We start from the raw sequence: 23,164 nt of genomic DNA on the forward strand, positions 1-23,164 counted from the left end.
GAAAATTGGAATCCTCACCAGCGGTGGCGACTGCCCCGGATTGAACGCGGTGATCCGCGGCGCCGTGCTGAAAGGCATCGCCATCCACGGCCACGAGCTCGTCGGGTTCCTCGACGGCTGGCGCGGCGTGGTGGAGGGCGACATCATGGAGATCCCCCGCACCATGGTCCGTGGCATTGCCAAGCAGGGCGGCACCATCCTCGGCACCTCCCGCACCAACCCGTTCGAGAACGGCGGCGGCCCCGAGGTCATCAAGGCCCACATGGACCGGCTGGGAATCGACGCCATCATCGCCATCGGCGGTGAGGGAACCCTGGCCGCCGCCAAGCGCCTCACCGACGCCGGCCTCAAGATCGTCGGCGTCCCCAAGACGGTGGACAACGACCTTGACGCCACCGACTACACCTTCGGTTTCGACACCGCCGTGCAAATCGCCACCGAAGCCATCGACCGGCTCCGCACCACCGGCGAATCCCACCACCGGTGCATGATCGCCGAAGTCATGGGCCGGCACGTGGGGTGGATCGCGCTGCATGCCGGCATGGCCGCCGGTGCCCACGCCATCCTCATCCCGGAGCAGAAGGTCAGCATCGAACAGATTACCCAGTGGGTGAAGGAAGCCCACGCCCGCGGACGCGCACCCCTGGTGGTGGTGGCCGAAGGCTTCGTTCCGGAGCACATGGAAACCCCGCACTCCGAACGCGGCCTGGACACCTTCGGCCGTCCCCGCCTGGGCGGCATCGCCGACCAGCTGGCCCCGGAGCTTGAAGCCCGGACCGGCATCGAAACCCGCGCCACCATCCTCGGCCACATCCAGCGCGGCGGCGTCCCCTCCGCCTTCGACCGGGTCCTGGCCACCCGGCTCGGCATGGCCGCCATCGACTCCGTGGTGGAAGGCTTCTGGGGCACCATGGTGGCCCTGAAGGGAACGGACATCGAGCACGTAGGCTTCCAGGACGCCCTGGGCCAGCTCAAGACCGTGCCGCAGAAGCGCTACGACGAAGCCTCAGCCCTGTTCGGCTAAGGCAAGGACTGGGAAGAGAACCAGTGAGCGCCCACCCGCTCCTGGGAGGGGGTGGCTGGGGTGAGCAGCATGGTTATAGTGTCAATGCGCTCATCAGCGTCCTGTCCCTCCACCAATGCCACGGCTTCGCTGCGCGTTGACACCACCGGGACCGAACCGAGGAGCGTGGCCTGCCCGCCGGCGTCCTCAATGTTGTTTCATCGTCGTCCGCTTCGGGGGTTTCCGGACCGCTGCTGAAGGACTCCCGCCTGCGGAAGGTCTCGTTCACAGGGTCCACCCCGGTCGGCAAACGCCTGATGGCCGACGCCGCCCAGAACGTCCTGCGCACCTCGATGGAACTCGGCGGGAACGCACCCTTCATCGTCTTCGAGGACGCCGACCTCGATGCCGCGGTCGAAGGGGCCATGGCGGCGAAGATGCGGAACATGGGCGAAGCCTGCACCGCCGCCAACCGCTTCCTCGTCCACGAAACCGTTGCCGCCGAGTTCACCCGGAAGTTCGCTGCCGCGATGGGCGCCCTGGCTACGGGACGGGGCACCGATCCTGCCAGCCGGGTTGGTCCGCTCATCGACGCCGGCGCCCGCGAGGATGTCCACGCTTTGGTGCGTGCCGCCGTCGACGCCGGAGCCGTTGCTGTCACCGGTGGGGCGCCCGTGGACGGGCCAGGCTACTTCTACCAGCCCACCGTCCTGGCCAACGTCCCCAACAACGCAGCGATCCTCGGCCAGGAAATCTTCGGCCCCGTCGCCCCCGTCACCACCTTCACCACCGAGCAAGAAGCCATCAACCTCGCCAACGCCTCCGAATACGGCCTCGCGTCCTACCTCTACAGCCGCGACTTCAACCGATTGTTAAGGGTGGCCGAGCAAATTGAGTTCGGCATGGTCGGGTTCAACGCAGGCGTCATCTCCAACGCCGCCGCACCCTTCGGCGGCGTCAAACAATCCGGACTCGGCCGCGAAGGCGGCACCGAAGGCATCGCCGAATACACCACCACCCAATACATCGGCATCGCAGACCCCTACGCCGGCTGACCCGCACCGCATGCCCTAGGGATTCTGGCGATCCCAGGGGCATGCGGGCAGGATGGATGGCGCAGCACCTGGACATTCCGCCGAACTTTACGGCGAGCTGATCACAACCAGCACCCGTGTGATCACCTGGAATGTGTGGGGCCTGTACGGCCCCTGGCAGGAGCGTGAAGCGGCGATAACTTCCACGCTGCTGGAGGCAAAGCCGGATCTTCTTGTGCTGACGGAGTCCTGGGCGAAGGGTGACGACAGCCAGTCCGCGAGGCTGGCCGGACCTCTGCGGCTGCCGTACCACGCCTTTAGCGGGGTTCCGGCTCAGGAGGACGAGTCAGCGCTCTCGGGCGTTGCCGTCTTGTCCAGATGGCCGGTTGCCGATGCTGCCGGCTTCAGCTTTGGTGCGTTGCGGGTGCAGTACGTCCAGGTGGACGGCCCGCGTGGACCGCTCCACGTGTACGGAGTGGTGATGAACGCCTGGTCGCTGGACCAGAGCCAGGCACGGCAGGATGCGGTCCGCGGACTGATCACCCACCTGCACGCGGCACAGGATGAGCGGACTCCCCTGGTTGTCTGCGGAGACTTTAACGCCGACCCCGACAGCGACGAAATGCGCCTCATGACGGGCCGAGCGGCAGCACCGGTTCCTGGTTTGTCCTTCTACGATGCCTGGGAAGTGGCGGCACCGGGCATAACAGGCAGCACGTGGTCCAATACCAATCCATGGGCAGCCCAGCTCTTGTGGCCGGACCGGCGGATCGACTATATCTTCACCGCCGCACCACGGAGGGGTGGAGCCGGACATCCGAGGGCAGCAGCCCTGCTGGGCACCATCCCGATGGCTGGCACCTATCCGTCGGACCACTACGGGCTGGAGGCTGATATCCGTTACTAAAAAGGTCCTGCTGGACTTCACTGACTCGCGCTGAGCGCCGAAGTTACATCCGGAGGAGTATTACCAATGCCGGAAGGCTGCTTGCGCAGCCTGCCGGCACGGTCATTAGGCAATGGGCTGGGTGCTTGCGGCGTGTATTCTCGCCGTCTCGGTTCCCAGCCCGGCGAGGTAGTTGAACAAAGCGTTGATACCAAACGTCCAGGGCTCCATGTCCTCAGTCTTTTGGGTTTGGTTGATCAGCGCCCCAAGCTGGGGGCTGCTGATGGTGACTATATCCCCGTGTTTGTGGGTGAAGCCCATCCCTTCTATGCCGCGGTCTTGCGTCGGCGCGAAGAGTGTTCCGGTGAAGAGGACGAAGCCGTCAGGGTATTGGTGATGCTTGCCTCGAGCCGCTTTGACCAACTCTTCGAAGGGGCGGCTGATGTGGGCCAAGCTATTGCGGCCCTCCAACCGGTACCCATCCTGTCCCTCTACCGTGAGGGTAATTTCTTCTTCCCGGAGGGATTCCAGCGTGAAGTCCTGGTGAAAGAGCCGGATCAACGGACCGATCGCACAGGAAGCGTTGTTGTCCTTGGCCATGCCCAGCAGGAGCGCGCTGCGGCCCTCCACGTCCCGGAGATTGACGTCGTTTCCAAGCGTTGCACCTCGAACTTTCCCGGCAGAGTCGACGATGAGCACGAGCTCAGGCTCGGGGTTGTTCCAGGAGGAAAAGCTGGGGATGCCCACACCGGAACCAAATCCCATTGATGCCAGGACGGGGGCTTTGGTGAACACCTCGGGATCGGGGCCGAGTCCGACCTCAAGGTACTGCGACCACATGCCCTGCCCCGTCAAGACGTTTTTGACCTCTTGCGCCTCTTCAGATCCCGGCCGTAGCGAGTCCAGGCTTCCGCCCAAGGCGTCCGCTACAGTCTTTCGGACTTCTACCGCGCGGTTGAAGTCACCGCCACAACGCTCTTCGATAACACGCTCGATCATGCTCTCGACGAACGTCACGCCACAGGCCTTGATCACCTGAAGGTCAATCGGGGCCAGCAGATGAGGTCTGCTGCGGTCCCCTTCCAAGGAGGCTTCTATGAGTTCCGGGAGGACCCATTTGGGAGCGTCAGGCCTGGGGAGAAGGAATCCCAGCGGGTTCTCGTGATTCACCAGCTCGGCAACAGTGCGGATCTCGGGAGTCAGATCGAAAACCTCGTCACCGCGGACAGAGACCACTCGGGGACCTTCGGAGATGGGATCCCAGACGCGCCCAATAAGAACGGCTTCCTCCCAGTCAGCCGGAAGGATCTGCCGTGACGCCTCGTTGATCATTTGATGTCCTTACCTTTAGCGGTTGGTTCCCAGAATCCGTCTACCCTTCGTCGGACGCCCCATGGATTGCTGTCTTGCAGCGGCGCTGGAAGTTGCTGGGCCGGGAAGGAGTCGTAGGCGACGGGACGCATGAAGCGACCAATCGCTGCTGTTCCGACGGAGGTAGTGGTGGCGGTGGTGGCCGGATAGGGGCCGCCGTGGTGCTGGGCGTACGAGACAGTTACCCCCGTTGGCCACGCGTTCCAGAGCAACCGCCCGGCCCGCTCCCGCAACTCCACCAACAGTTCAGTGACGTCTTCGTCGGGCTCTGCCTGCACGGTGGCGGTGAGTTGCCCATCCAAGAGCCGGGCCAAGCCCGCCAAGTCAGTGCCCTGTTGGTAGCCGATCACCAGCGTGGCAGGCCCGAACATCTCCTGCTCCAGGATTCCCGGGCGCTGGTGGACGTCCTCAGCAGTGGTAAGCAGCACCGTCGGCCGGGGAGCCAGCGACTCGTCCCCGGGCACCAGGACCTGGACGCCGGGCGTTGCACGTACTGAGTTCAGGGCCTTGTCGAAACCTTCCCGCAGCTTCGGGCTCAAGAGGGGGCTTGACGGTTTCGAGGCCAGTTCCTGGTGCAGAAACCCAGCGAGCTCTTGGATGTCGTTCACCGGGGCGAACAGCAGCCCGGGCTTTGTGCAGAACTGGCCCATGCCCAAGGTGAAGGATGCCGCGTAGCCGGCGAGGATTTCGTTCTGTCTGGCACTCCATGCCTGCTCGGTGACGAAGACAGGGTTGATGCTCCCCAATTCCCCAAAGAATGGAATGGGAACTGGGCGGCGCGAGGCCCGGTCAAAGAGGGCCCTCCCACCGGCCGTTGACCCCGTGAAGCCGATGGCCTTCACCATCGGGTGATCAACCAATAGTTCCCCTGCCTGCCGGCCAGCGATCGTCGAGAAAAGCCCGTGGGGCGCGCCTGCCCCTTGAAGGGCATCCTGGACAATGGCGCCGGTCCGCACAGCCAGGTTCAGGTGGCCCTCATGGATTTTGTGCACCACCGCACAGCCGGCCGCGAGGGCTGACGCGCTGTCTCCGCCCATGACGCTGAAGGCAAAGGGGAAGTTAGAGGCGCCGAAAACACCGACGACGCCGAGCGGCACAGAGTAGCGCCGTATGTCCGGCCTGGGACCCATCCCCCAGCCAGGATCGGCATGGTCAATGGTTGCGTCCAGGTGTTCCCCGTGCATTATTTCCGCTATGAAAAGCCGGACCTGAAACACGGATCGCTTCAGCTCAAAGCGGAGCCGGCCTTCCTCCAGGTGAGTTTCGTGGCGCCCAAGGAAGACCAGTTCATCCGCGTGGGTCTCCAGTGCAGCCGCGATAGCCTCCAACCAGCGGGCCCGAACTCCCGGCTCAACATCTCTCGCCTGCTTAAACGCCCGGTGAGCGGCAACGATCTGCTGATCTGTCGCCTCAGGTGATGTCATCATCGTTGGTTCCTTCCGGGGCAACGGCCCCAAATTCACTGCCGCCTTGCTGATTTCCAATGGCTTGAGCCCTCCGGACAGGGGCGCAGGGACGTGCGCCGGCGCCCCTTCGGGTCACTTTCGGTCAGAGGGCGGGCGTGCGTTCGAGGTTGAAGTAGGAGCGGGCATCCGGCGGCCGAATGTCAGCAACTGCGTCGTTGAAGATCCGCATCGGATGCGGCGTGTACGGATGCTCAGCAATCGCGTCGAAGTCGAGTTCGATACCCAGTCCGACGCCGTCAGGAATGAGAATGTCACCCTCCTCGGTCAACTGGAGGCGCTCGTTGGAGATCTCGCTTCGCCACGGTACGTCCGAGGCCATGATTTCCAGGTATCGGAAGTTGGGCAGCATCGCGCCCAGCTGGAGTGTTGCCGCGGTACTGAGGGGTCCGCTCGGGTTGTGGGGTGCGAACGGGATGTAGTGGGCTGCGGCGAGCGTGGAGATGAATGACAGCTCCAGCAGGCCCCCCGCATGGGTGACGTCCGGCTGTATGTAGTCAACTGCATTCCGTGCCAGGGCGGGGACGAAAGTGTTCCGTCCGAACCAGCGCTCCCCTGCTGCAATAGGGACTGGCGATTTGGAGCGTATCTCCAGGAGGGAATCGATACCATCCGGCGGGCATGGCTCTTCGAAGAACACTGGTTGGAACTGCTCGATTTCGCGGGCAACGCGGATGGCTGTGGGCACGTCGAAGCGGCCGTGTCCTTCGATAAACAGCTCAATGTCGTCGCCTACTGCCTCACGGACAGCGGCGACGGGCTCGAGCATTCGCCGCAGATCCCGCGGTTCGAGGGTGAGGTCAGCGGCTTCGAAAGGGTCCCACTTGAGTCCGCGGAAGCCTTGGGCAACTGTCTGTAGGGCGGCGTCCGCGAAGTCCTCCGGTGTTTTGGCTCCTGAGAACCAGCCGTTGGCGTAGGCGCGGACCCTGTCGCGGACCTGGCCGCCGAGCATGCGGTGGACCGGGACGTCCAACGCGCGGGCGGAAACGTCCCACATTGCCATTTCGAGGGCGCTGAGAGCGGTCATGGTCACGGGCCCGCCGCGCCAGTAGGCGTCGCGATTGAGCTCGTAGATGTTGTGGGCGATCCGAGTGGGATCCTTGCCCCGTACCGCGTCGGCGAGGACGGCGACGGCGCCGCGCACGGCGTGCTCCTGGCCTTCGAGGGTTGCCTCTGCGACCCCGGTGAGTCCCGAATCGGTGTGCAGGCGGACGAAGATGAGGTTCGTCCGGTAGAAGTCGACCACAACTGTGTCGAGATTGGTGATTTTCATAGGTGGAATGTCATCCCTTAACAGCGCCAGCGGTCATACCGCTGACGACATAGCGTTGTGCGAACAGGTAGAAGGCGACGGCCGGAAGCGTAAACAGCAGACCGACGGCCATGATGCTTTGGATTGAGGTGTCCTGCTCGCCGATGAAGCCAGCCACACCAACCGAAGCTGGCTGGAGCGATTTGTCGAACACAAACGTCACTGCGAAGACGTACTCATTCCAGGCGCTGAAGAAAGCGATGACCGCGGCGGCCGCGATGGCTGGCGCGATCAGCGGCAGGATGATGCGGGCGAGGACGGTGGGCGGGCGGCTGCCGTCAACACGGGCCGCCTCGTCCAGGTCCCGGGGAACGCCGTCGATGGCGCCCTTGAGGATCAGTGCGACAACGGGAAGGGTGAAAGCTGTGTCGGCCAGGATCAGCCCGTGCAGCGAATTCAGCAGGTCGAACCGCCGGAAGATGGCGAACAGCGGCACAACCAGCAGGGCTTCAGGGAGCATCTGCGTGAACAGCAGCGCCAGGCCAACCGCAGCCTTGCCCCGAAAGGTGAATCTCGACAGGGCGTAGCCCAGCGGGATCCCCAGTCCGATGGACAGAACAGTTGTCCCCGCCGCAACGATGAAGCTGTTGAGCAGCCAGCCGACGACCTGGCCGTCCGCGAGTGCGTCTGCGAAGACGAACCGGGAGAAGTCGGGAAGCAAGTTTATTGAAGATGATCCGAAAAGCACGTCGTCAGGCGCCAGAGCGGTCACAAACATCCAGTAGATGGGAAAAACTGAAATCCCGAGGACGAAGAGAACGGCGAGGGTACGGGCTGTCACCCCGAAGCGTATGCGGCCCATCATGCCTCCTTGGCGGCCGCACGGGCGACCAGTTGACTGCCGACGATGACGATCAGGGAGATGACAATGCCCACCATGCCAATGGCTGCTGCCGTCCCCAGCTGCTTGGACTCGAACGCCTGAGAGTAGAGGTCGATCACGAGGGTGCGTGTGGAGCCCAGCGGTCCGCCCCGGGTCATCAGCCAGATCAGCTCGAAGCGACGCAGTGACCAGATGGTCATGAGTACCGCGACTAAGCCGACCGTCGGTTTCAGGACCTGCCAGGTCACCACACGGAAGGTCATCCAGCGCCCGGCGCCATCCACCTGGGCTGCCTCCACCAGCTCCTGCGGAACTCCTTGCAGGGCCGAGAGGAGCACAACCGCCACGAACGGCACCAGCTGCCAGATAGTGGTGACGAGGATCGCCGCGAGGGCCAGCTGCGGGTTGTCAAGGATGCCGTTCGGACCCGGGTCGATTCCTATTCCCCGCAGCAGGCGTGTCAGGATACCGAACTGCGGGTTGAACATCCATGTCGCGATAAGGGCAACTGCAATGCCAGGCGCGGCCCAGGGAACGGTAACCAGCGAGCGGGCCATAACACGGCCGGGGAACCGCCCGTTCAGCAGCAGGGCAACGAGCAGGCCAAGGCCCACTGCGCCGACGACGCATGCTGTGACGTAGATCAGCGTTGTGAGAAGGGTCTGGCGGAAAGCAGGATCTGCCAGGACGGATTGGTAGTTCACCAACCCGACCCAGACGTTGTTGTTCGGGTTGAGCAGGGTCGTCCTCGTAAAGCTGAGCCAGACTTCCTGCAGGAGCGGGACCAGTTGAAAGACGACGATGTAGAGAATGGCGGGGGCCAGAAAAAGGTACGGCGTCCAGGGGCTGCCGACCGCGCTCCTGCGGCGGCGTTTACTCCCTCTGCGATTGGTGTCCGGGGCCGGCCCTCCGGTCGGTCCCGGGGACCGCACCAGAAGGCGCGGTCCCCTGCTTGGTTCAGTCATCGCCCGACCAGCTCCTCCGCCTGCTTCTGGGCCTTCTGCATCGCAGTCGCCATGTCCTGCTGGCCCTGAAGTGCGGCCAGCACCTCGCTCACCACGATGTGACGGATGTCGGCTGTCTGCGGACCGAAGCCGTTCACGATCTGGGGAACTCCAGAATCGGTCAACTCATCCAGTGCCGGAAGGAACGGGTACTTCTCCAGGCTCTCAGCGCTGCGCACTGTCGGAGTCGCAACGCTGCTGGCGCCCAGTACTTCCTGCAGCTTGACCTGCTGGGCGGGTTCGAGCAGCCAGTTGATGAAGTTCAAGCCGGCATCCTTGTGCTTGCTGTTGGCGTTGATAGTAATCGGAGCCAGCAACGCGCCCTGCTTCTTCTCCGGGAAAGGAATGCGTGCCACGCTGAAGTTGAGGTTCGCGTTGGCGGATTTGGTGGCAGTGACATAACCGCCGTTGTTCAGTTCCATTCCAACCTTGCCGTTGGCGAACATCTTGCGGAACGTCGCGGCGTCGGCACCCTTCGGGATGACATTTGCGTCGTAGAGCTGCTGGTATGCCTTCAAGCCCTCAATCACCTCGGGCGAGTCAATTGTGAGCTTCTCGCCGTCGGACCAGTCACCGCCGAAGCCCAGAACATAGTTGAAGATGTCCTGCCAAACGCCGGCTTCCTCCGCCTGGGTTTGGCGGAAGGCAAGACCGTAAACATCTCCCTTGGTCGTATCCTTTGCCGTCTGGAGGAACTCCTCGAACGTCTTGGGCGCTTCGGGGATGAGGTCCTCGTTGTAGAACATGCCGTAATTCGAGTTCTCGAAGACGACGCCGTAGCGGTGATCATCAACCGTAAGGTACTTGTCCGGGCCAGGGATGAGGTTCAATTTTTCCGCGTCGATCTGGTCGTCGAGCGGTTCGAGCAGGCCTGAGGACGCCGCTGTCGAGAACTCGGGCATGTCGAAGCGGACGACGTCCGGCCCTTCGCCTCCGCCCATCTGGGTCAGCACGGTCTGCCCGAAGCTCGGGAACGGGATCGATGCGGGCTCAACCTTGACGACGTCCTGGCTGGCGTTGTACTCGTCCATAAGCTTCTGCAGGCCTGGACCGCGGCCAGGGTCACCAAGTGTCGACGCCGCGAAAGTAATTGTCGCCGGCTGCGGATTGGCCGACGAACCCTCCGGCGAGGGCGAACAGGCGGAAAGGACGAGAGCTCCCGCGGCCACAACAGCCAGAGCGGAGATGCTTTCGAGCGGCGGGATGGGCGTAGAGACATTGCTACTCCTTCGTAGGTGGCGGGGTGATCTGCCCCACATCTGGCTATATATTACTAATAATAGGTATAAAGGCAATAGTGGCCCCGAAGCAAGGTAAAGTAGCCCGTATGGCCAGCCTGCACTCCGAGATCGTCGACTTGCTTGGACTCCGCATCGTGCGCGGTGACTACCCGCCGGGGGCGCGCATCGATGTGGACTCCCTTGAACCTGAGCTTGGTGTTAGCAAGACCGCCATCAGGGAGGCCCTGCGCACCATCCGGGAAAAAGGACTGATCGACTCCTGGCCCAAACGCGGCACGATCGTGAACGACCGCGCAGCCTGGAAGCTGCTCGATGGCGACGTGATCATGTGGCGGCGCTCGGCGCGCCGGGACGATGACCGGCTTCTTGCCGAGCTGTCCCAGCTGCGGGATGTTATTGAACCGGCCGCCGCCAGGCTGGCTGCGCAGTACCGAAAACCGGAGGACATCGAGGCGCTCAGGCGCTCGTTCGCTGAGTTCGAGACCGCGGGGCAGGACATCGAAAGGCTCGCCGCCGCGGACCAAGATTTCCACATTCACCTGCTGCGGGCGACACATAACGAGCTGATGATGCGCCTGGACGTGGTCATCGTCCACGCCCTCAACGCCCGTAACCGGATTCAACACCACCCTGGCGCGGCCTGGCTCGATCCCGTGCCAGACCATAGGAGCGTGCTGGAAGCTGTCGAAGCCGGCGACCCAGAGGCAGCAGAGGCAGCCATGAGATACGCGATTCGAGAATCCGATCAGGACCTGACCAGCGGAGAACCGGCGTTTACCGAGCGCGCAGCTCTCCCCGGCGTCAGTGCCCGGAGAACGCCCGCCGGGTAGGACTGGACTGCAATGGGAAGCCTTTCGTCAGCGGCCCACCACGCGCAGCCTGTTCCTCCCACGCCAAGGGCCTTGCGCCAAAAGACAAGAGCGGAGCCGGGACGGTAAACCACACTGGGGGTAACCCGCTACGCCGCCCGGCTGGCGTCCTTGCCTACTCGAAGTGGAGTATCCCTTGGAAAGCTACGATGCGCTCCTCGCGTCCATCACGCCCACGTCCGGTCCCAGCCGGAGCATCCAGAACCCCGCCACGGGCGAAGCCGTGGGCGAGGCCCCCATCCATGACCTCGGGTTCCTGGAGCAGGCCGTCGCCACCGCAGTCGAGACACAGCCGGCATGGGCGGCGCTGGGCCACGAGGCAAGGTCCGCCGCACTCCTGAAAGCAGCCGACGCCGTCGAACGCTCCGCCGAGGAACTCGCCCAGCTGCTCTCCCGCGAGCAGGGCAAACCCCTCAACGGCCCCAACGCCCGCTTCGAAGTCGGCGCTTGCGTTGCCTGGCTCCGCGCCACCGCCGGCCTGCCGCTGGAACCGGAAACGATCGTGGACGACGGCGAGACCCGCGCCGAACTGCACTACAAGCCCATCGGTGTCGTCGCGGCCATCGGCCCCTGGAACTGGCCCATGATGATCGCCATCTGGCAGATCGCCCCTGCCCTGCGCATGGGCAATACCGTGGTGGTCAAGCCCTCCGGCAACACCCCGCTCTCCGTCCTGGCCCTGGTCAAAGTCCTCAACGAGGAACTCCCCGAAGGAATCCTCTCCGTGGTCTCCTGCGGCCGCGAAGTCGGCGCCCGGCTGACCGACCACCCCGCCATCGGCAAGATCATGTTCACCGGCTCCACCGCCGCCGGCCGCGCCATCATCAAATCCTCCGCGGACACCGTCAAGCGCCTCACCCTGGAGCTCGGGGGCAACGACGCCGGCATCGTCCTGCCCGACGCCGACCCCAAGGCCATCGCCGAGGACATCTTCTGGGGCGCGTTCCTCAACACCGGGCAGACCTGCGCCGCGCTCAAGCGCCTCTACGTCCATGACGACATCTACGACGCCGTCTGCGAAGAAATCACCACCGTCGCCAAGGCCATGCCCATGGGCAACGGCCTGGATGAGACCAACGTCCTGGGCCCGCTGCAGAACAAGGCCCAGTACGACGTCGTCGCGAACCTTGTGGAGGCAGCCAAGGCTTCCGGAGCACGCGTCCTCCTGGGCGGCAACCCGGATCCCAACCAGCCCGGCTACTTCTACCCCACCACCCTGGTGGCGGACATCGACAACGACAACCCGCTCGTGGCCGAGGAACAGTTCGGCCCCGCCCTCCCGATCATCCGCTACAGCACCATTGATGAAGCAGTGGAAAAGGCCAACGCCCTCGACGTCGGCCTCGGTGCCTCGGTCTGGTCCTCAGACCTTAATGCTGCCCGCGAGGTGGCCACCCGGATCCAGGCCGGCACCGTGTGGATCAACCGGCATGGCGCGGTGGACCCCCGCATCCCCTTCGGCGGCGCCAAGCAGTCCGGCTACGGCCTCGAATTCGGCGTCGAAGGCCTCAAGCACCTCGGCGTACCCCAGGTCATCAACGGCTAGGAAGCGTTGGAGACGGGAGCCCCGCATCCCTGCTGCTGTGCGGGGCTCCCGGGCTTTTCGGTGCTGCCGCTACCCCATGGCCGGGGCGGTGGAGGTGCGGCCGGCCAACTGCCGCCGGGCCCAGCGGGCCAGCTTCTTGCCCTTGCCCTTCCACCAGTTGTCCTCGTCCTTGTCATGGTGCAGCCGGAAGATGATGGCCACCAGCACGAACATGCCCATGACCACATCCACCCAGGACGCCACCACCAGGGCGATCAGCACGGTGAGGCCGTTGGCGATGATGGACGGGACGGCCAGGGTCCGAAACACGGTGCTGGCGACGTACCGCCGATGCGACCGCGGAACCGACAGGGCGCGCACCATGTCGAAGCACACGCACACCACCACGATGGTCTGCCCGATGGCCAGCAGGACCTGGCCGGGAACCGAGCCGCTGAACGCGGCCACCGACTCCATCCCCGGGCTCACGGCCGGGCCTTAAGCTGAGAACCAGACATCAAAAACCCCCCAAAAACTTAGGAACCACTGCTGATCCAGCGGTGGTTCCATTGAAGTTTCCGGGGGCGGACGGGGCACGAGTAGTGGGTACTCGAATTTCGGCCCGGGCCTGCAGCGGAGTACTTATCTACTGTCCGATGGCGCGCGGCCGCCACAGCACCACGGCCTGCGACCTGGGACGGGGGCGCTGGCCGCGTGCCAGGGTCACCACGTCCCCGGCCGCTCCGGCGGCGAAAATGCGGGAGTCGAACGGCTGCGGCCGGCGGCCCAGTTCCTCAGTCAATTCAGAGACCCGCCGCTGCAGGGCGGCTACCTGGTTTTCGAGCTCCAGGATGCGCTTGATCCCCTCCAGCGAAACGCCTTCCTGGGACAGCCGCTGCACCTCCCGCAGCATGTTGACGTCCCGCTGCGAGTATCGGCGGGACTTCCCCGGCGCGCGGCTGGGCTTGACGATGCCCAGCCGGTCGTACTGCCGCAGGGTCTGCGGGTGCATGTCCGCCAGCTCGGCCGCCACCGAAATCACGAAGATGGGCTGGTCCGCATTGATGTCCACCGAACACCTCCGCTGCTACAGCCGGGCCTTGGCGGCCAGGCCCTCGCGGACGTCCGCACCGGCTGTGGCGTCGGCAAAGGCCTTGACCGCGGCTTCGGCTTCCTTATTCAGGTTCTTCGGTACCGCGACATCGATGGTCACCAGCAGGTCGCCGGTCACCTTCGAGGTCTTCACGCCTTTGCCCTTCACCCGCAGGGTACGGCCCGACGGCGTCCCGGCCGGAACACGGACCCGCACCTTGTCGCCGTCGATGGTGGGCACCTCGATGTCGGCGCCCAGCGCGGCTTCCGGGAAGGTGACGGGGACGTGGATCCGCAGGTTGTCGCCGTCGCGCGTATAAAACGGGTGCGGCTGGACCGAGACGGACACCACCAGGTCGCCGTTGCCGGCGGCGCCGGGCTGGCCCTTGCCGCGCACGCGCACCTTCTGGCCGTCCTTGATACCGGCCGGAACCCGGACGTCGATGACTTCACCGCTGGGTTCGCGCAGGCCAATGGTAGTGCCGCGGATGGAACCGGCGAAGGAAATGCTGGTGGAGGCGGTACGGTCCGCGCCCTTCTGCGGGGTCCGCTGGAAGCCGGTCTGGCCGAAGCCGCCACCAAAGAGGTCGGCAAACTCGGGCGGAATGCCACCGGCGGAGGGGTTGAACCCGCCCGCATGCCGTCCCGTGTTGCCGGTGAAGAGGCCGCCGAACAGGTCCTCAAACCCGCCGTTGCCCGCGCCGGCGCTGCCGGGAGCAAACCGGGCACCGCCACCCATGGCACGGATGGCGTCATACTGCTGGCGTTCCTCGGGATCGGAAAGCACCGAGTACGCCTCGGAGATGTCCTTGAACTTCTTCTCGGAAGCGGTGTTCCCCGAGTTGGTATCAGGGTGGTGCTCTCGGGCCAGCTTCCGGTAAGCCTTCTTGATATCGGCGTCGGAAGCGTCCTTGGCAACACCAAGGATCTTATAAAAGTCCTTGTCCACCCAATCCTGGCTAGCCAATGGCGTTTCCTTTCAAAAGTTATGGGTCGGTGGTTGAGCCTGTCGAAACCAGGTTCCGGCAAGCTCAACCACCGAAGGTAATGCTACGCAGGGACCGCTACGATGACCTGGGCTGCGCGGAGGACGCGTTCTCCTGACTTGTAGCCGGAGCGGAGCACCTGGCTGACGGTGTCAACCTCGATGTCCTCGCCGGGCTGCTGGATCAGGGCCTCGTGGATCGTGGGATCAAACTCCACGCCGGTCTCGTCGATGCGCGTCAGGCCGTAGGTCTTCAGCGCGTTTTCCAGCTTGGTGGCGATCGCGGCGAAGGGCCCGTCGGTCAGGTCGCCGTGCTGCCGCGCGGCGTCGACGTCGTCCAGGACCGGAAGCAGGGAGTTCAGGACGCCGATGACGGCCATTTCCCCTGCCACGGCGCGGTCGCGTTCCACGCGCTTGCGGTAGTTGACGTACTCGGCCTGCAGGCGGAGGAGGTCGTTCTTCAGTTCGACCGCCTCGGCGTTGCCGGCTGAGCCTGCCGAAACCCCCTGGGCCACGGATTCCTCGGCGGGCACCTCAATGCCGTTGAGGATTTCCTCGGCCTGGGCAAGTGCGTCGCCGTCGGAATCCTGGGCGCCGGCTTCGGGGGCGGACTGGCTGCCCTCGGGGTGCCGTGCCTGGCCGGTCACCGGGTCAACCTTGCGGTTGTCCCGGATGACCGGTTCGGAGGCGCCGCCCTGCTGGCCCGCGGATGAGTTGTGCTCTTCCTCGTTACCGTGGTGCGGCATGGTTTACTTCTTCGCTTCGTCTTCGTCGATGATCTCGGCGTCGACGATGTCCTCGTCGGCCTTGGACCCTTCCGGACCTGCTGCTCCTTCAGCACCTGCGGCACCGGTGGCGCCGTCGGGTGAACCGGCCTGGGAGTAGATGGCCTCGCCGAGCTTGGTCTGGGAAGCCTGCAGCTTCTCGAACGCAGCCTTCACAGCGGCATCGTCGGTGCCTTCGAGGGCCTTCTTGAGGTCGTCGACGTCGGTCTGGACCTCGGTCTTGACCTCTTCCGGCAGCTTGTCCGCGTTGTCGGCGATGAGCTTGTCCACGGAGTAGGCGAGCTGCTCGGCCGTGTTGCGGGTGTCGGTGGCCTCGCGGCGGGCCTTGTCCTCGGCTGCGTGCTCCTCGGCGTCACGGACCATGCGGTCGATGTCTTCCTTGGAGAGCGCGGTGCCGCCGGTGATGGTCATGGACTGTTCCTTGCCGGTGCCCTTGTCCTTCGCGGAGACGTGGACGATGCCGTTCGCGTCGATGTCGAAGGTCACCTCGATCTGCGGGATGCCGCGCGGTGCCGGGGCGATGCCGGTCAGTTCGAAGGTGCCCAGCGGCTTGTTGTCGCGGGTGAACTCACGTTCGCCCTGGAAGACCTGGATGGCTACGGACGGCTGGTTGTCGTCTGCCGTGGTGAAGGTCTCGGACCGCTTGGTGGGGATGGCGGTGTTGCGTTCGATCAGGTGCGTCATCACGCCACCCTTGGTTTCGATGCCGAGGGACAGCGGGGTGACGTCGATCAGGAGGACGTCCTTGCGCTCACCCTTCAACACACCGGCCTGCAGGGCTGCACCAACGGCCACGACCTCGTCCGGGTTGACACCCTTGTTTGGTTCCTTGCCGCCCGCCAGTTCCTTGACCAGTTCGTAGACAGCCGGCATACGGGTGGAGCCACCGACCAGCACGATGTGGTTGATGTCGGTCAGCTTGATGCCGGCTTCCTTGATGACGTCGTGGAACGGCTTCTTGGTGCGCTCCAGCAGGTCCTTGGTGAGGTCCTGGAACTTGGCGCGGGTCAGCTGCTCATCCAGGTGGACCGGGCCGTCGGGGGTTACGGACAGGTACTGGAGGGAGACGTTGGTGCTGGTGGAGGAGGACAGTTCCTTCTTGGCCTGCTCGGCAGCTTCGCGGAGGCGCTGCAGGGCGATCTTGTCCTTGGAGAGGTCGATGCCCTTGACCTTGAGCTGGTTCAGCAGGTAGTCAACCACGCGCTGGTCCCAGTCGTCGCCGCCGAGGCGGTTGTCACCGGCGGTGGCGCGGACCTGGATGGTGGAGAAGTTGTCTTCGTCCTTGCCGACTTCCAGCAGGGAGACGTCAAACGTACCGCCACCGAGGTCGAAGACCAGGATGAGTTCGTCTTCCTTGCCCTTGTCCAGGCCGTAGGCGAGGGCCGCGGCGGTGGGCTCGTTGACGATGCGCAGGACGTTGAGGCCCGCGATTTCGCCGGCTTCCTTCGTGGCCTGGCGCTCGGCGTCGTTGAAGTAGGCGGGAACGGTGATCACAGCGTCGGTGACCTTTTCGCCCAGGTAGGACTCGGCGTCGTTCTTCAGCTTCATGAGGATACGCGCGGAGATTTCCTGCGGCGTGTACTTCTTCTCATCGATCGCCTTGGTCCAGTCGGTGCCCATGTGGCGCTTGACCGACGAGATGGTGCGTTCGATGTTGTTGACCGCCTGGCGCTTTGCGATTTCGCCAACCAGGACTTCGCCGGACTTGGAGAATGCAACCACGGACGGCGTGGTGCGGCCACCCTCGGCGTTGGCAATAACGGTGGGCTCGCCACCTTCGAGAACGGAGACGACGGAGTTGGTGGTTCCGAGGTCGATACCTACTGCACGTGACATTGTGTTGCTTCCTTCTTTCCTTGGAAACTTGCTGGCGCCCGCTAATTGAGCGTTCTGCACTCAACCTTACTCAGGGCTCCCATGATGTCAAGCAGAGTTGAGTCGACTACGCTCAACTTTGCCTACTCAAGGAAAAGGGCAGCAACGAGTTCCCCGCGGCTCGCGACACCCACCTTGCCGAAAATGTGCCGCAGGTGTTCCTGTGCGGTGTAGGGCGAAATGCCCAGAATGTGGGCCATCCGCTGGGTGGCATGCCCTCGCACAACAAGCTCCGCGACCTGCAGCTCACGCGGGGTCAGTCCGAAAATCGCCGCGGTCAGAGGGGCCAGGCGCACATGATCAGCCGGTCCGATGATGACGCCTGCAGAACCGGGCTGCGCCAGCTCCGCCTCGACCCCGTACAGGGCAGCCCATTGCCCGTTGGCCAGCCGGAGATGGAGCGGCCCCGCCGGGCTGCCCCCGGCCAGCGTCGCGAACGAGACGGCGTGAATGGGCAGCGGCAGGCCGCCCGCAGACGCGGGACCGTCAGGAAACAGTGCCAGCCATTCCCGCGCAGTTGCGCTCACGGCAATCGGAAGGCCTGCCGGGTCAACGATCACCAGCCCGGGCGAGCCGGGGCTCGGCGCGGCGGAGGTGGGACCGGCGAGCAGTCCCCGCCTGACCCCCTCTGCCAGCAAGGGCGCAACCGAACGCATGAAGTGCCGGTCTGACTCGTCAAAGGCAGGCATGGCCGCCGGCCTGTTAAGACGCACCGTCGCCCAGACCTGGCCGGCATCGTCCCGCAGGGCCACCACCATCTCCTGCTCAAGATCGTGGTCCCGCATGTAGTCGCGGTAAATGGCACTGCGCCAGGGGTTCCCGCCGGTAACTTCGGCGAGGGTCTGGACGCCGGCGGGGTTCCGCGCAACCTCAACCGACTTGTTCACATCGTCGTCGAGGTATTCCCAGCGCATCTGGGCGGCACCGTCCAGCGTGCAGTCGGGCCCGTACACACCGTTGATCAAAAGCGAGCGGGGGTCCAGGGAGTACCAGGTGGGCGTCGCCGCTGCGCCTGCCGCCGAGGGCACCGCCTGCGCAACGAGCGGTCCGGCAGCGGCGCAGAAGGCCGCGGCGTGGAGGGCGGCATCAACCAGTTCACCCAGGTCGCGCCTTACCCTGCCCGCCGCCCGTTGGTCCATCTTCCCGCCTCAATCCGCCAGAAGCCCCAATAACAGAATCCTGTTATCGACGGAAGCCGTCAATGCCCGCACCATGGCTGCCATGGATGAATTCACTGGTTATGGCCAGGGGCTTGCGAAGACCTTCATCACCACTGTGGGAAGCCGTGATCCTGGCGGCTGGGCCGCAATGTTCACAGAGGACGCGACGTATAGAACACCAGATCTCCCGGACGCCCTCCATGGCCGGCCGGCTTTGAAGGCGATGGCGGAGACACTCTTCACCGCCTTCCCTGACATGGTGTTCGTGGTGCGGTCGGTAACAGAGCAAGGCAACGTGGTGGTCCTGGAAGGCGCAACCAAAGGCACCTTCACCGGGCCGATGCAAACGGCTGCGGGAGAAGTGCCACCGACCGGAAAGTCCTACGAGGCACCCTTCGCTGCCGTGTGCGAACTATCCGACACCGGGCTCATCAAGGCCTGCCGCGAGTATTACGACACGGCGGCTTTCGCCACCCAACTCGGGCTGGCCGGCTGACCCTGGCGCTGCCGAAGCGGCTACCGCTCGGCGTCCGGATCGCCGTGCAGCGGACCGCGCTCGTCAGTGGTGGACATGACCTGCCCGTCCGTCAGGCCTTCACGGACGGCATCCTCGTTCCGGAAGTCCTCGGCAAGGTTTTCGGCGTCGCCCTCCCCGTACTGGCCGCCTTCACCTTCCAGCCCCGGCTCTGTGCTGCCGCGGCGGGGGTGCTCATCAAATGCTGCTTCGTGGCTTTCGGTCATGGCGGAACCTCTCCTTCGAGTCCGCGTCCGTGCGGGCGCACTGGCAGTCTATCGAGCAGCACAGCCAGCCAACAGGGCGCCAAGCGCAGCCCCACGCCCCTCGAAACGTCTGCTGCCGCCACCGTGGACGGTGGCGGCAGCAGAATTGAGGCTCAGCGGCTGGCGACATCTGCGACCTCCGGCTCGACGCCGGGTTCGCGGTCACGCTGCACAGCCGGGTCGCCGCCCGGCCGAGAGAGCTGGCCGGGCCACCAGATCCTGGGGCCGATGTCGTAAGCCAGCGCCGGTACCAGCAGCGAGCGCACCAGCACCGTATCCAGCAGGACGCCGAACGCCACGATAAAGGCCAGCTGCACCAGGAACATGATGGGAATGACGCCCAGCGCCGCGAACGTTGCCGCGAGCACCACGCCCGCGGACGTGATCACGCCGCCGGTCACGCCCAGGCCGCGGAGGATGCCGGGGCGGGTGCCGTGCTTCAGGGACTCCTCCCGGACCCGGCTCATCAGGAAGATGTTGTAGTCCACGCCCAGGGCAACCAGGAACACGAAGCCGAACAGCGGCACGGTGGCGTCGGCACCCGGGAAGCCCAGGATGTTGTTGAAGACCAGCGCGGACACGCCCATGGCCGCCGCGTAGGAGAGCACCACGGAGAGCACCAGCAGGACCGGCGCGAGCACGGACCTCAGCAGCAGCATCAGGATAAAGAGGATCACCACCAGGACCACCGGGATGATGATCACCAGGTCACGCTGGGCTGTGGTGTTGGTGTCCAGCGCGGTGGCGGTGACGCCGCCCACCAGGGCACCGGGGTCCACCGCCTTGACGTCCACTCGGAGGGCCTTGACGGCTTCTTCGGCCTCGAGGGAGTCCGCTGCGGAGCTCAGCGTGGCGTTGATCAGCACCTTGCCCTCGCGGACGTCGGGCTCCCGGGGAGCCCCGGGGGCGCCGGTGATCGGTACGCTGCCTTCAGCCAGCAGGTAGGCCTCCCCCACGCCGTCGGCCGCTTTCACCGCGTCCAGCACTTCCTGTGCCTTGCCTTCGTCCGCAACCACGACGGCGGGGCTGCCGCTGCCCGCGTCGAAGTGGCGGGCCAGCGCGTCCTGGCCGTCCACCGCATTGGAGGCGGTGAGGATGACGTCCGTCTGCGGGACGCCGTTGGCCTTGAGCTGGAGGACGCCGGCGGAGGCTGCGGCCAGCAGCAGGACGGACGCGATCCAGACGGTCCGAGGACGCCGCTGCACCAGTGCGCCGGTTGCCCGCCACAACCCCTTCTGGCCTTCCAGCCCCGTGACAAGCTCGGGCTCGCGCTCGCCCGCGGGGGCGGGCTTGGGACGGAACGGCCAGAAAGCGGCACGGCCCAGGAGCGCCATCAGGGCGGGCAGCAGCGTGAGTGCGGCGAACAGCGAGCAGATGATGCCTGCCGCTGCGACCGGCCCCAGCGCCTTGTTGGAGTTGAGGTCTGAGAAGAGCAGGCAGAGCAGGGCGATGATGACCGTGGCGCCGGACGCCAGGATGGGCTCAAACGAGGTCCGCCAGGCCGTCAGCGCCGCGGACGTCCGGTTGGCCGTGTGCGTCAGGGCCTCACGGAAGCGCGCCACGTAGAGCAGGGCGTAGTCGGTGGCCGCGCCAATCACCAGGATGGAGAGGATCCCCTGGCTCTGGCCGTTCAGCTGGATCCAGCCCGCCTTGGCCATGCCGAAGACCAGCAGGATAGCGGCACACAGCGCGAACACCGAGGTCAGGAGCACCATGAAGGGCAGGAGCAGCGAGCGGTACACCACCAGCAGGATGACGAACACTGCGGCCAGCGCCACCAGCAGGAGGATGCCGTCAATCCCGGCGAAAGCGGCCACCAGGTCGGCCGCGAGGCCGGCGGGCCCGGTCACGAACGTCCGCATCCCGTCGGGCGCAGCTTCAGCCACAACGTCCCGAAGTTCCTGCACGGCCTCCTGCACTTCCACCTCGGACTCGCTGATGGGCGCAATGAACTGGACCGCCTTGCCGTCCTCCGACGGAATGGGCCCAATCACCGCGCTGCCCAGCTTCAGCCCTTCCAGGTCCGCCCGGAGCGCGGCCACTTCCCCGAGCTGCGCCGATGTGAAGGCCTCGTCGCTTTCGATGACGATGATGCCCGGCAACTCGTCCGAGTCCCGGAACTTGGCCTGCCAGTCCTGGGCGGCAGTGGCCTCCGCACTTGCCGGAAGGAAGGACGCCTGGTCATTGGAGGACACTTCCCCCAGGCGCCCGAAGGTGGGGCCGCCCACGCCGGCGAGCACCAGCCACGTGAGCACCAGGATGACGGGGACCAGCCAGCGCAGCCAGAACGGCACGCGCTCCCTGCTTTCGGTTTTGTGCTTCATGATGCCTTCCGGACGTACGGGACACGAGCAGCAGTTCCAGAGTAGACTATCTCCAGGGTGGAGATAAGTGATCATCGAGGTTTTTCCTGGCGATTGCGATGAAGGCACGGAAGGCAGGGCTGAAGTAATATCCGTCAGTACGGCCGGGCAGACCCGGCGGTACTGCCCACCAGAAGGATGAGGAGGCGGCCATGGCAGCAAGCGGGCCCACGGACACGCCGCACCCTCCGGCAGCCCCCGGGCAGAATGGCGGCCCGCACCCCCTCGTCCGGCTCCTGCAGGAATTCACCTTGGAGGCCAACCGGTACGTGGACACAGCCGGCGGCAGGAAGGACATGCACCGAACGGACCTGAATGCCCTGGCCGTGATCATGCGCCACACGGCCAAGGGGAATCCGGTGACACCGGGACTCCTCCGCAAGGAGCTGCACCTCAGCTCCCCCGCCACCACGGCGCTGATTGACAGGCTGTACAGCTCCGGCCACGTGGTCCGCGAGCGCAACAGTTCCGACCGCCGGCAGGTGCAGCTGAAGATGACACCCAAGGCCTTCCAGGAGGGCGGCGCCATTTTCGCGCCCCTTTCGCGTCGAATGGGCAGTGCCATGGCGGAGTTCTCGGAGGAGGAGCTGGAAACCGTCTCGCGGTTCATGACCGCAATGGTGGAAGCCACTGTGGCGGCGCGCGAAGAATCCTCGGCGGATTAGGCCGGCGAAATCCTTCCGCGCCGAGGCGTGAGGGGTAGCGTTTGGTTATGAGTGCCCAGCAGCCCGAAGAAGACGTCTACACGCACGGCCACCACGAATCGGTGGTCCGCGCCCACGCCGCCAGGACCGCCGAGAATTCCGCCGCCTTTGTCCTCCCCCACCTGACCCCCGGCTCGGACCTGCTCGACGTCGGCTGCGGACCGGGCACCATCACCTGTGATTTCGCGGCCCTCGTTTCGCCCGGAAAGGTCACCGGCCTGGACCGCTCACCGGACATCATCGCGCAGGCCCAGGCGCTCGCCGTCGAACGCCAGGTGCCCAACGTGGAATTCGTGGCCGGCAACATCTACGACCTCGAGTTCGAGGACGAGACGTTCGACGTCGTCCATGCCCACCAGGTACTGCAGCACCTCACCGACCCCGTGGAGGCCCTCCGGGAAATGCGCCGCGTGGCCAAGCCGGGCGGCATCGTCGCCGTGCGCGACGCCGATTTCCACGGCATGAGCTGGTATCCCGCCATTCCTGAACTGGACGAGTGGATGGAGCTGTACCAGCGCATCGCGCGCCGCAACGGGGCAGAGCCCGACGCCGGGCGGCGCCTGGTCAGCTGGGCGCAGTCGGCGGGGTTCACGGACGTGGCCCCCTCCAGCAGCAACTGGCTGTACGCCACCGGACAGCAACGCCGCTGGCAGGCCCGCGTCTGGGGCGAGCGGGTACTGCACTCAGCCTTCGCCGAACAGGCGCTGGAGTACGGCTTCGCCAATCCCGCGGACCTGGCACGGATCTCCGCCGGCTGGCACCGCTGGGGCTCGACCGACGACGGCTGGTTCCTGATCCCCAACGGCGAGGTCATCGCCCGGGCGTAGGCCTACGTTGTCCATCCAGGCGTATCCAGTAGCCACCCTCTGGCGCCCCCGTCACCGACCCT

At 65.2% G+C, this 23,164-nt stretch carries 21 protein-coding genes and 1 pseudogene; 8 read left to right on the plus strand and 14 right to left on the minus strand.

Annotation, left to right across the window (positions count from 1 at the left end; all coding sequences use genetic code 11):
• From AC5RUO_RS18170 to AC5RUO_RS18180, 3 genes and pseudogenes are all read left to right on the plus strand, one after another.
• The coding region (locus AC5RUO_RS18170) for an ATP-dependent 6-phosphofructokinase (protein WP_494104246.1) at window positions 1–1,024 on the plus strand (1,024 nt) is incomplete at its 5' end.
• Between the two features lie 161 nt (window positions 1,025–1,185).
• Window positions 1,186–2,058 (plus strand): annotated as a pseudogene (locus AC5RUO_RS18175) (aldehyde dehydrogenase family protein); the annotation flags it as partial.
• A gap of 52 nt (window positions 2,059–2,110) precedes the next feature.
• Window positions 2,111–2,944, plus strand: coding sequence for an endonuclease/exonuclease/phosphatase family protein (locus AC5RUO_RS18180; protein ID WP_494104247.1), 834 nt, complete (start codon window positions 2,111–2,113; stop codon window positions 2,942–2,944).
• A gap of 105 nt (window positions 2,945–3,049) precedes the next feature.
• On the opposite strand, the gene AC5RUO_RS18185 is transcribed toward AC5RUO_RS18180, so the two are convergent.
• The 6 genes from AC5RUO_RS18185 to AC5RUO_RS18210 form a co-directional block, all read right to left on the minus strand.
• Window positions 3,050–4,255 (minus strand): fumarylacetoacetate hydrolase family protein, encoded by a 1,206-nt coding sequence (locus AC5RUO_RS18185; RefSeq protein ID WP_494104248.1) that lies wholly within the window; start codon window positions 4,253–4,255, stop codon window positions 3,050–3,052.
• Complete coding sequence (locus AC5RUO_RS18190) at window positions 4,252–5,721, minus strand: aldehyde dehydrogenase (NADP(+)) (RefSeq protein ID WP_494104249.1); 1,470 nt, start codon at window positions 5,719–5,721, stop codon at window positions 4,252–4,254. The genes AC5RUO_RS18185 and AC5RUO_RS18190 overlap by 4 nt, the downstream gene beginning before the upstream one ends.
• Before the next feature lie 121 nt (window positions 5,722–5,842).
• Entirely contained in the window at window positions 5,843–7,030 is a 1,188-nt protein-coding gene (locus AC5RUO_RS18195) for a mandelate racemase/muconate lactonizing enzyme family protein (protein ID WP_494104250.1), read from the minus strand.
• Between the two features lie 10 nt (window positions 7,031–7,040).
• On the minus strand, window positions 7,041–7,874 hold the full coding sequence (locus tag AC5RUO_RS18200; RefSeq protein ID WP_494104251.1) for a carbohydrate ABC transporter permease: 834 nt from the start codon (window positions 7,872–7,874) through the stop codon (window positions 7,041–7,043).
• On the minus strand, window positions 7,871–8,596 hold the full coding sequence (locus AC5RUO_RS18205; protein WP_494104252.1) for a carbohydrate ABC transporter permease: 726 nt from the start codon (window positions 8,594–8,596) through the stop codon (window positions 7,871–7,873). Before AC5RUO_RS18205 ends, AC5RUO_RS18200 begins: the two co-directional genes overlap by 4 nt.
• Window positions 8,597–8,853: 257 nt before the next feature.
• Window positions 8,854–10,155, minus strand: a complete 1,302-nt coding sequence (locus AC5RUO_RS18210; RefSeq protein WP_494104253.1) for an ABC transporter substrate-binding protein — start codon at window positions 10,153–10,155, stop codon at window positions 8,854–8,856.
• A 68-nt stretch (window positions 10,156–10,223) separates the two neighbouring features.
• Here AC5RUO_RS18210 and AC5RUO_RS18215 point away from each other — a divergent pair, with 68 nt between their 5' ends.
• Together AC5RUO_RS18215 and AC5RUO_RS18220 are read left to right on the plus strand one after the other, a co-directional pair.
• Window positions 10,224–10,967: a FadR/GntR family transcriptional regulator gene (locus AC5RUO_RS18215; RefSeq protein WP_494104254.1), complete on the plus strand. Its 744-nt coding sequence runs from the start codon at window positions 10,224–10,226 to the stop codon at window positions 10,965–10,967.
• A gap of 175 nt (window positions 10,968–11,142) precedes the next feature.
• Window positions 11,143–12,552, plus strand: a complete 1,410-nt coding sequence (locus AC5RUO_RS18220; protein ID WP_494104255.1) for an aldehyde dehydrogenase family protein — start codon at window positions 11,143–11,145, stop codon at window positions 12,550–12,552.
• A 69-nt stretch (window positions 12,553–12,621) separates the two neighbouring features.
• On the opposite strand, the gene AC5RUO_RS18225 is transcribed toward AC5RUO_RS18220, so the two are convergent.
• The 6 genes from AC5RUO_RS18225 to AC5RUO_RS18250 all read right to left on the minus strand — a co-directional run bounded on the left by AC5RUO_RS18225 (window position 12,622) and on the right by AC5RUO_RS18250 (window position 18,407).
• Window positions 12,622–13,008 carry a hypothetical protein gene (locus tag AC5RUO_RS18225; protein WP_494104295.1) on the minus strand — a complete coding sequence of 129 codons (387 nt, stop codon included), beginning with the start codon at window positions 13,006–13,008 and terminating at the stop codon, window positions 12,622–12,624.
• Between the two features lie 169 nt (window positions 13,009–13,177).
• Window positions 13,178–13,603 carry a heat shock protein transcriptional repressor HspR gene (locus AC5RUO_RS18230; protein ID WP_494009823.1) on the minus strand — a complete coding sequence of 142 codons (426 nt, stop codon included), beginning with the start codon at window positions 13,601–13,603 and terminating at the stop codon, window positions 13,178–13,180.
• A gap of 15 nt (window positions 13,604–13,618) precedes the next feature.
• A complete protein-coding gene (locus AC5RUO_RS18235) occupies window positions 13,619–14,590 on the minus strand; it encodes a DnaJ C-terminal domain-containing protein (RefSeq protein ID WP_494009824.1) in 972 nt (323 codons plus the stop codon).
• Window positions 14,591–14,673: 83 nt separating this feature from the next.
• Window positions 14,674–15,354 carry a nucleotide exchange factor GrpE gene (locus tag AC5RUO_RS18240; protein ID WP_494009825.1) on the minus strand — a complete coding sequence of 227 codons (681 nt, stop codon included), beginning with the start codon at window positions 15,352–15,354 and terminating at the stop codon, window positions 14,674–14,676.
• Window positions 15,355–15,357: 3 nt separating this feature from the next.
• The gene (gene dnaK / locus AC5RUO_RS18245; protein WP_494009826.1) at window positions 15,358–17,229 is read right to left on the minus strand and encodes a molecular chaperone DnaK; all 1,872 of its coding nucleotides are present in this window, start codon (window positions 17,227–17,229) and stop codon (window positions 15,358–15,360) included.
• Between the two features lie 122 nt (window positions 17,230–17,351).
• The gene (locus AC5RUO_RS18250; RefSeq protein WP_494104256.1) at window positions 17,352–18,407 is read right to left on the minus strand and encodes a helix-turn-helix transcriptional regulator; all 1,056 of its coding nucleotides are present in this window, start codon (window positions 18,405–18,407) and stop codon (window positions 17,352–17,354) included.
• A gap of 82 nt (window positions 18,408–18,489) precedes the next feature.
• Here AC5RUO_RS18250 and AC5RUO_RS18255 point away from each other — a divergent pair, with 82 nt between their 5' ends.
• Window positions 18,490–18,924: a nuclear transport factor 2 family protein gene (locus AC5RUO_RS18255; RefSeq protein WP_494104257.1), complete on the plus strand. Its 435-nt coding sequence runs from the start codon at window positions 18,490–18,492 to the stop codon at window positions 18,922–18,924.
• Between the two features lie 20 nt (window positions 18,925–18,944).
• Here the strand turns inward: AC5RUO_RS18255 and AC5RUO_RS18260 are convergent, their stop codons facing one another.
• Both AC5RUO_RS18260 and AC5RUO_RS18265 read right to left on the minus strand, forming a co-directional pair.
• Window positions 18,945–19,169, minus strand: a complete 225-nt coding sequence (locus AC5RUO_RS18260) for a hypothetical protein (protein ID WP_494104258.1) — start codon at window positions 19,167–19,169, stop codon at window positions 18,945–18,947.
• A 152-nt stretch (window positions 19,170–19,321) separates the two neighbouring features.
• Window positions 19,322–21,532, minus strand: coding sequence for an MMPL family transporter (locus tag AC5RUO_RS18265; RefSeq protein WP_494104259.1), 2,211 nt, complete (start codon window positions 21,530–21,532; stop codon window positions 19,322–19,324).
• A 191-nt stretch (window positions 21,533–21,723) separates the two neighbouring features.
• On the opposite strand from AC5RUO_RS18265, the gene AC5RUO_RS18270 reads away from it, so the two are divergent.
• Both AC5RUO_RS18270 and AC5RUO_RS18275 read left to right on the plus strand, forming a co-directional pair.
• Window positions 21,724–22,236 (plus strand): MarR family winged helix-turn-helix transcriptional regulator, encoded by a 513-nt coding sequence (locus tag AC5RUO_RS18270; RefSeq protein ID WP_494104260.1) that lies wholly within the window; start codon window positions 21,724–21,726, stop codon window positions 22,234–22,236.
• Between the two features lie 47 nt (window positions 22,237–22,283).
• The gene (locus AC5RUO_RS18275) at window positions 22,284–23,102 is read left to right on the plus strand and encodes a methyltransferase domain-containing protein (RefSeq protein ID WP_494009832.1); all 819 of its coding nucleotides are present in this window, start codon (window positions 22,284–22,286) and stop codon (window positions 23,100–23,102) included.
• Window positions 23,103–23,164 lie beyond the last annotated feature (62 nt).

The sequence above is a fragment of the Arthrobacter sp. Y3221087 genome, assembly GCF_059089905.1.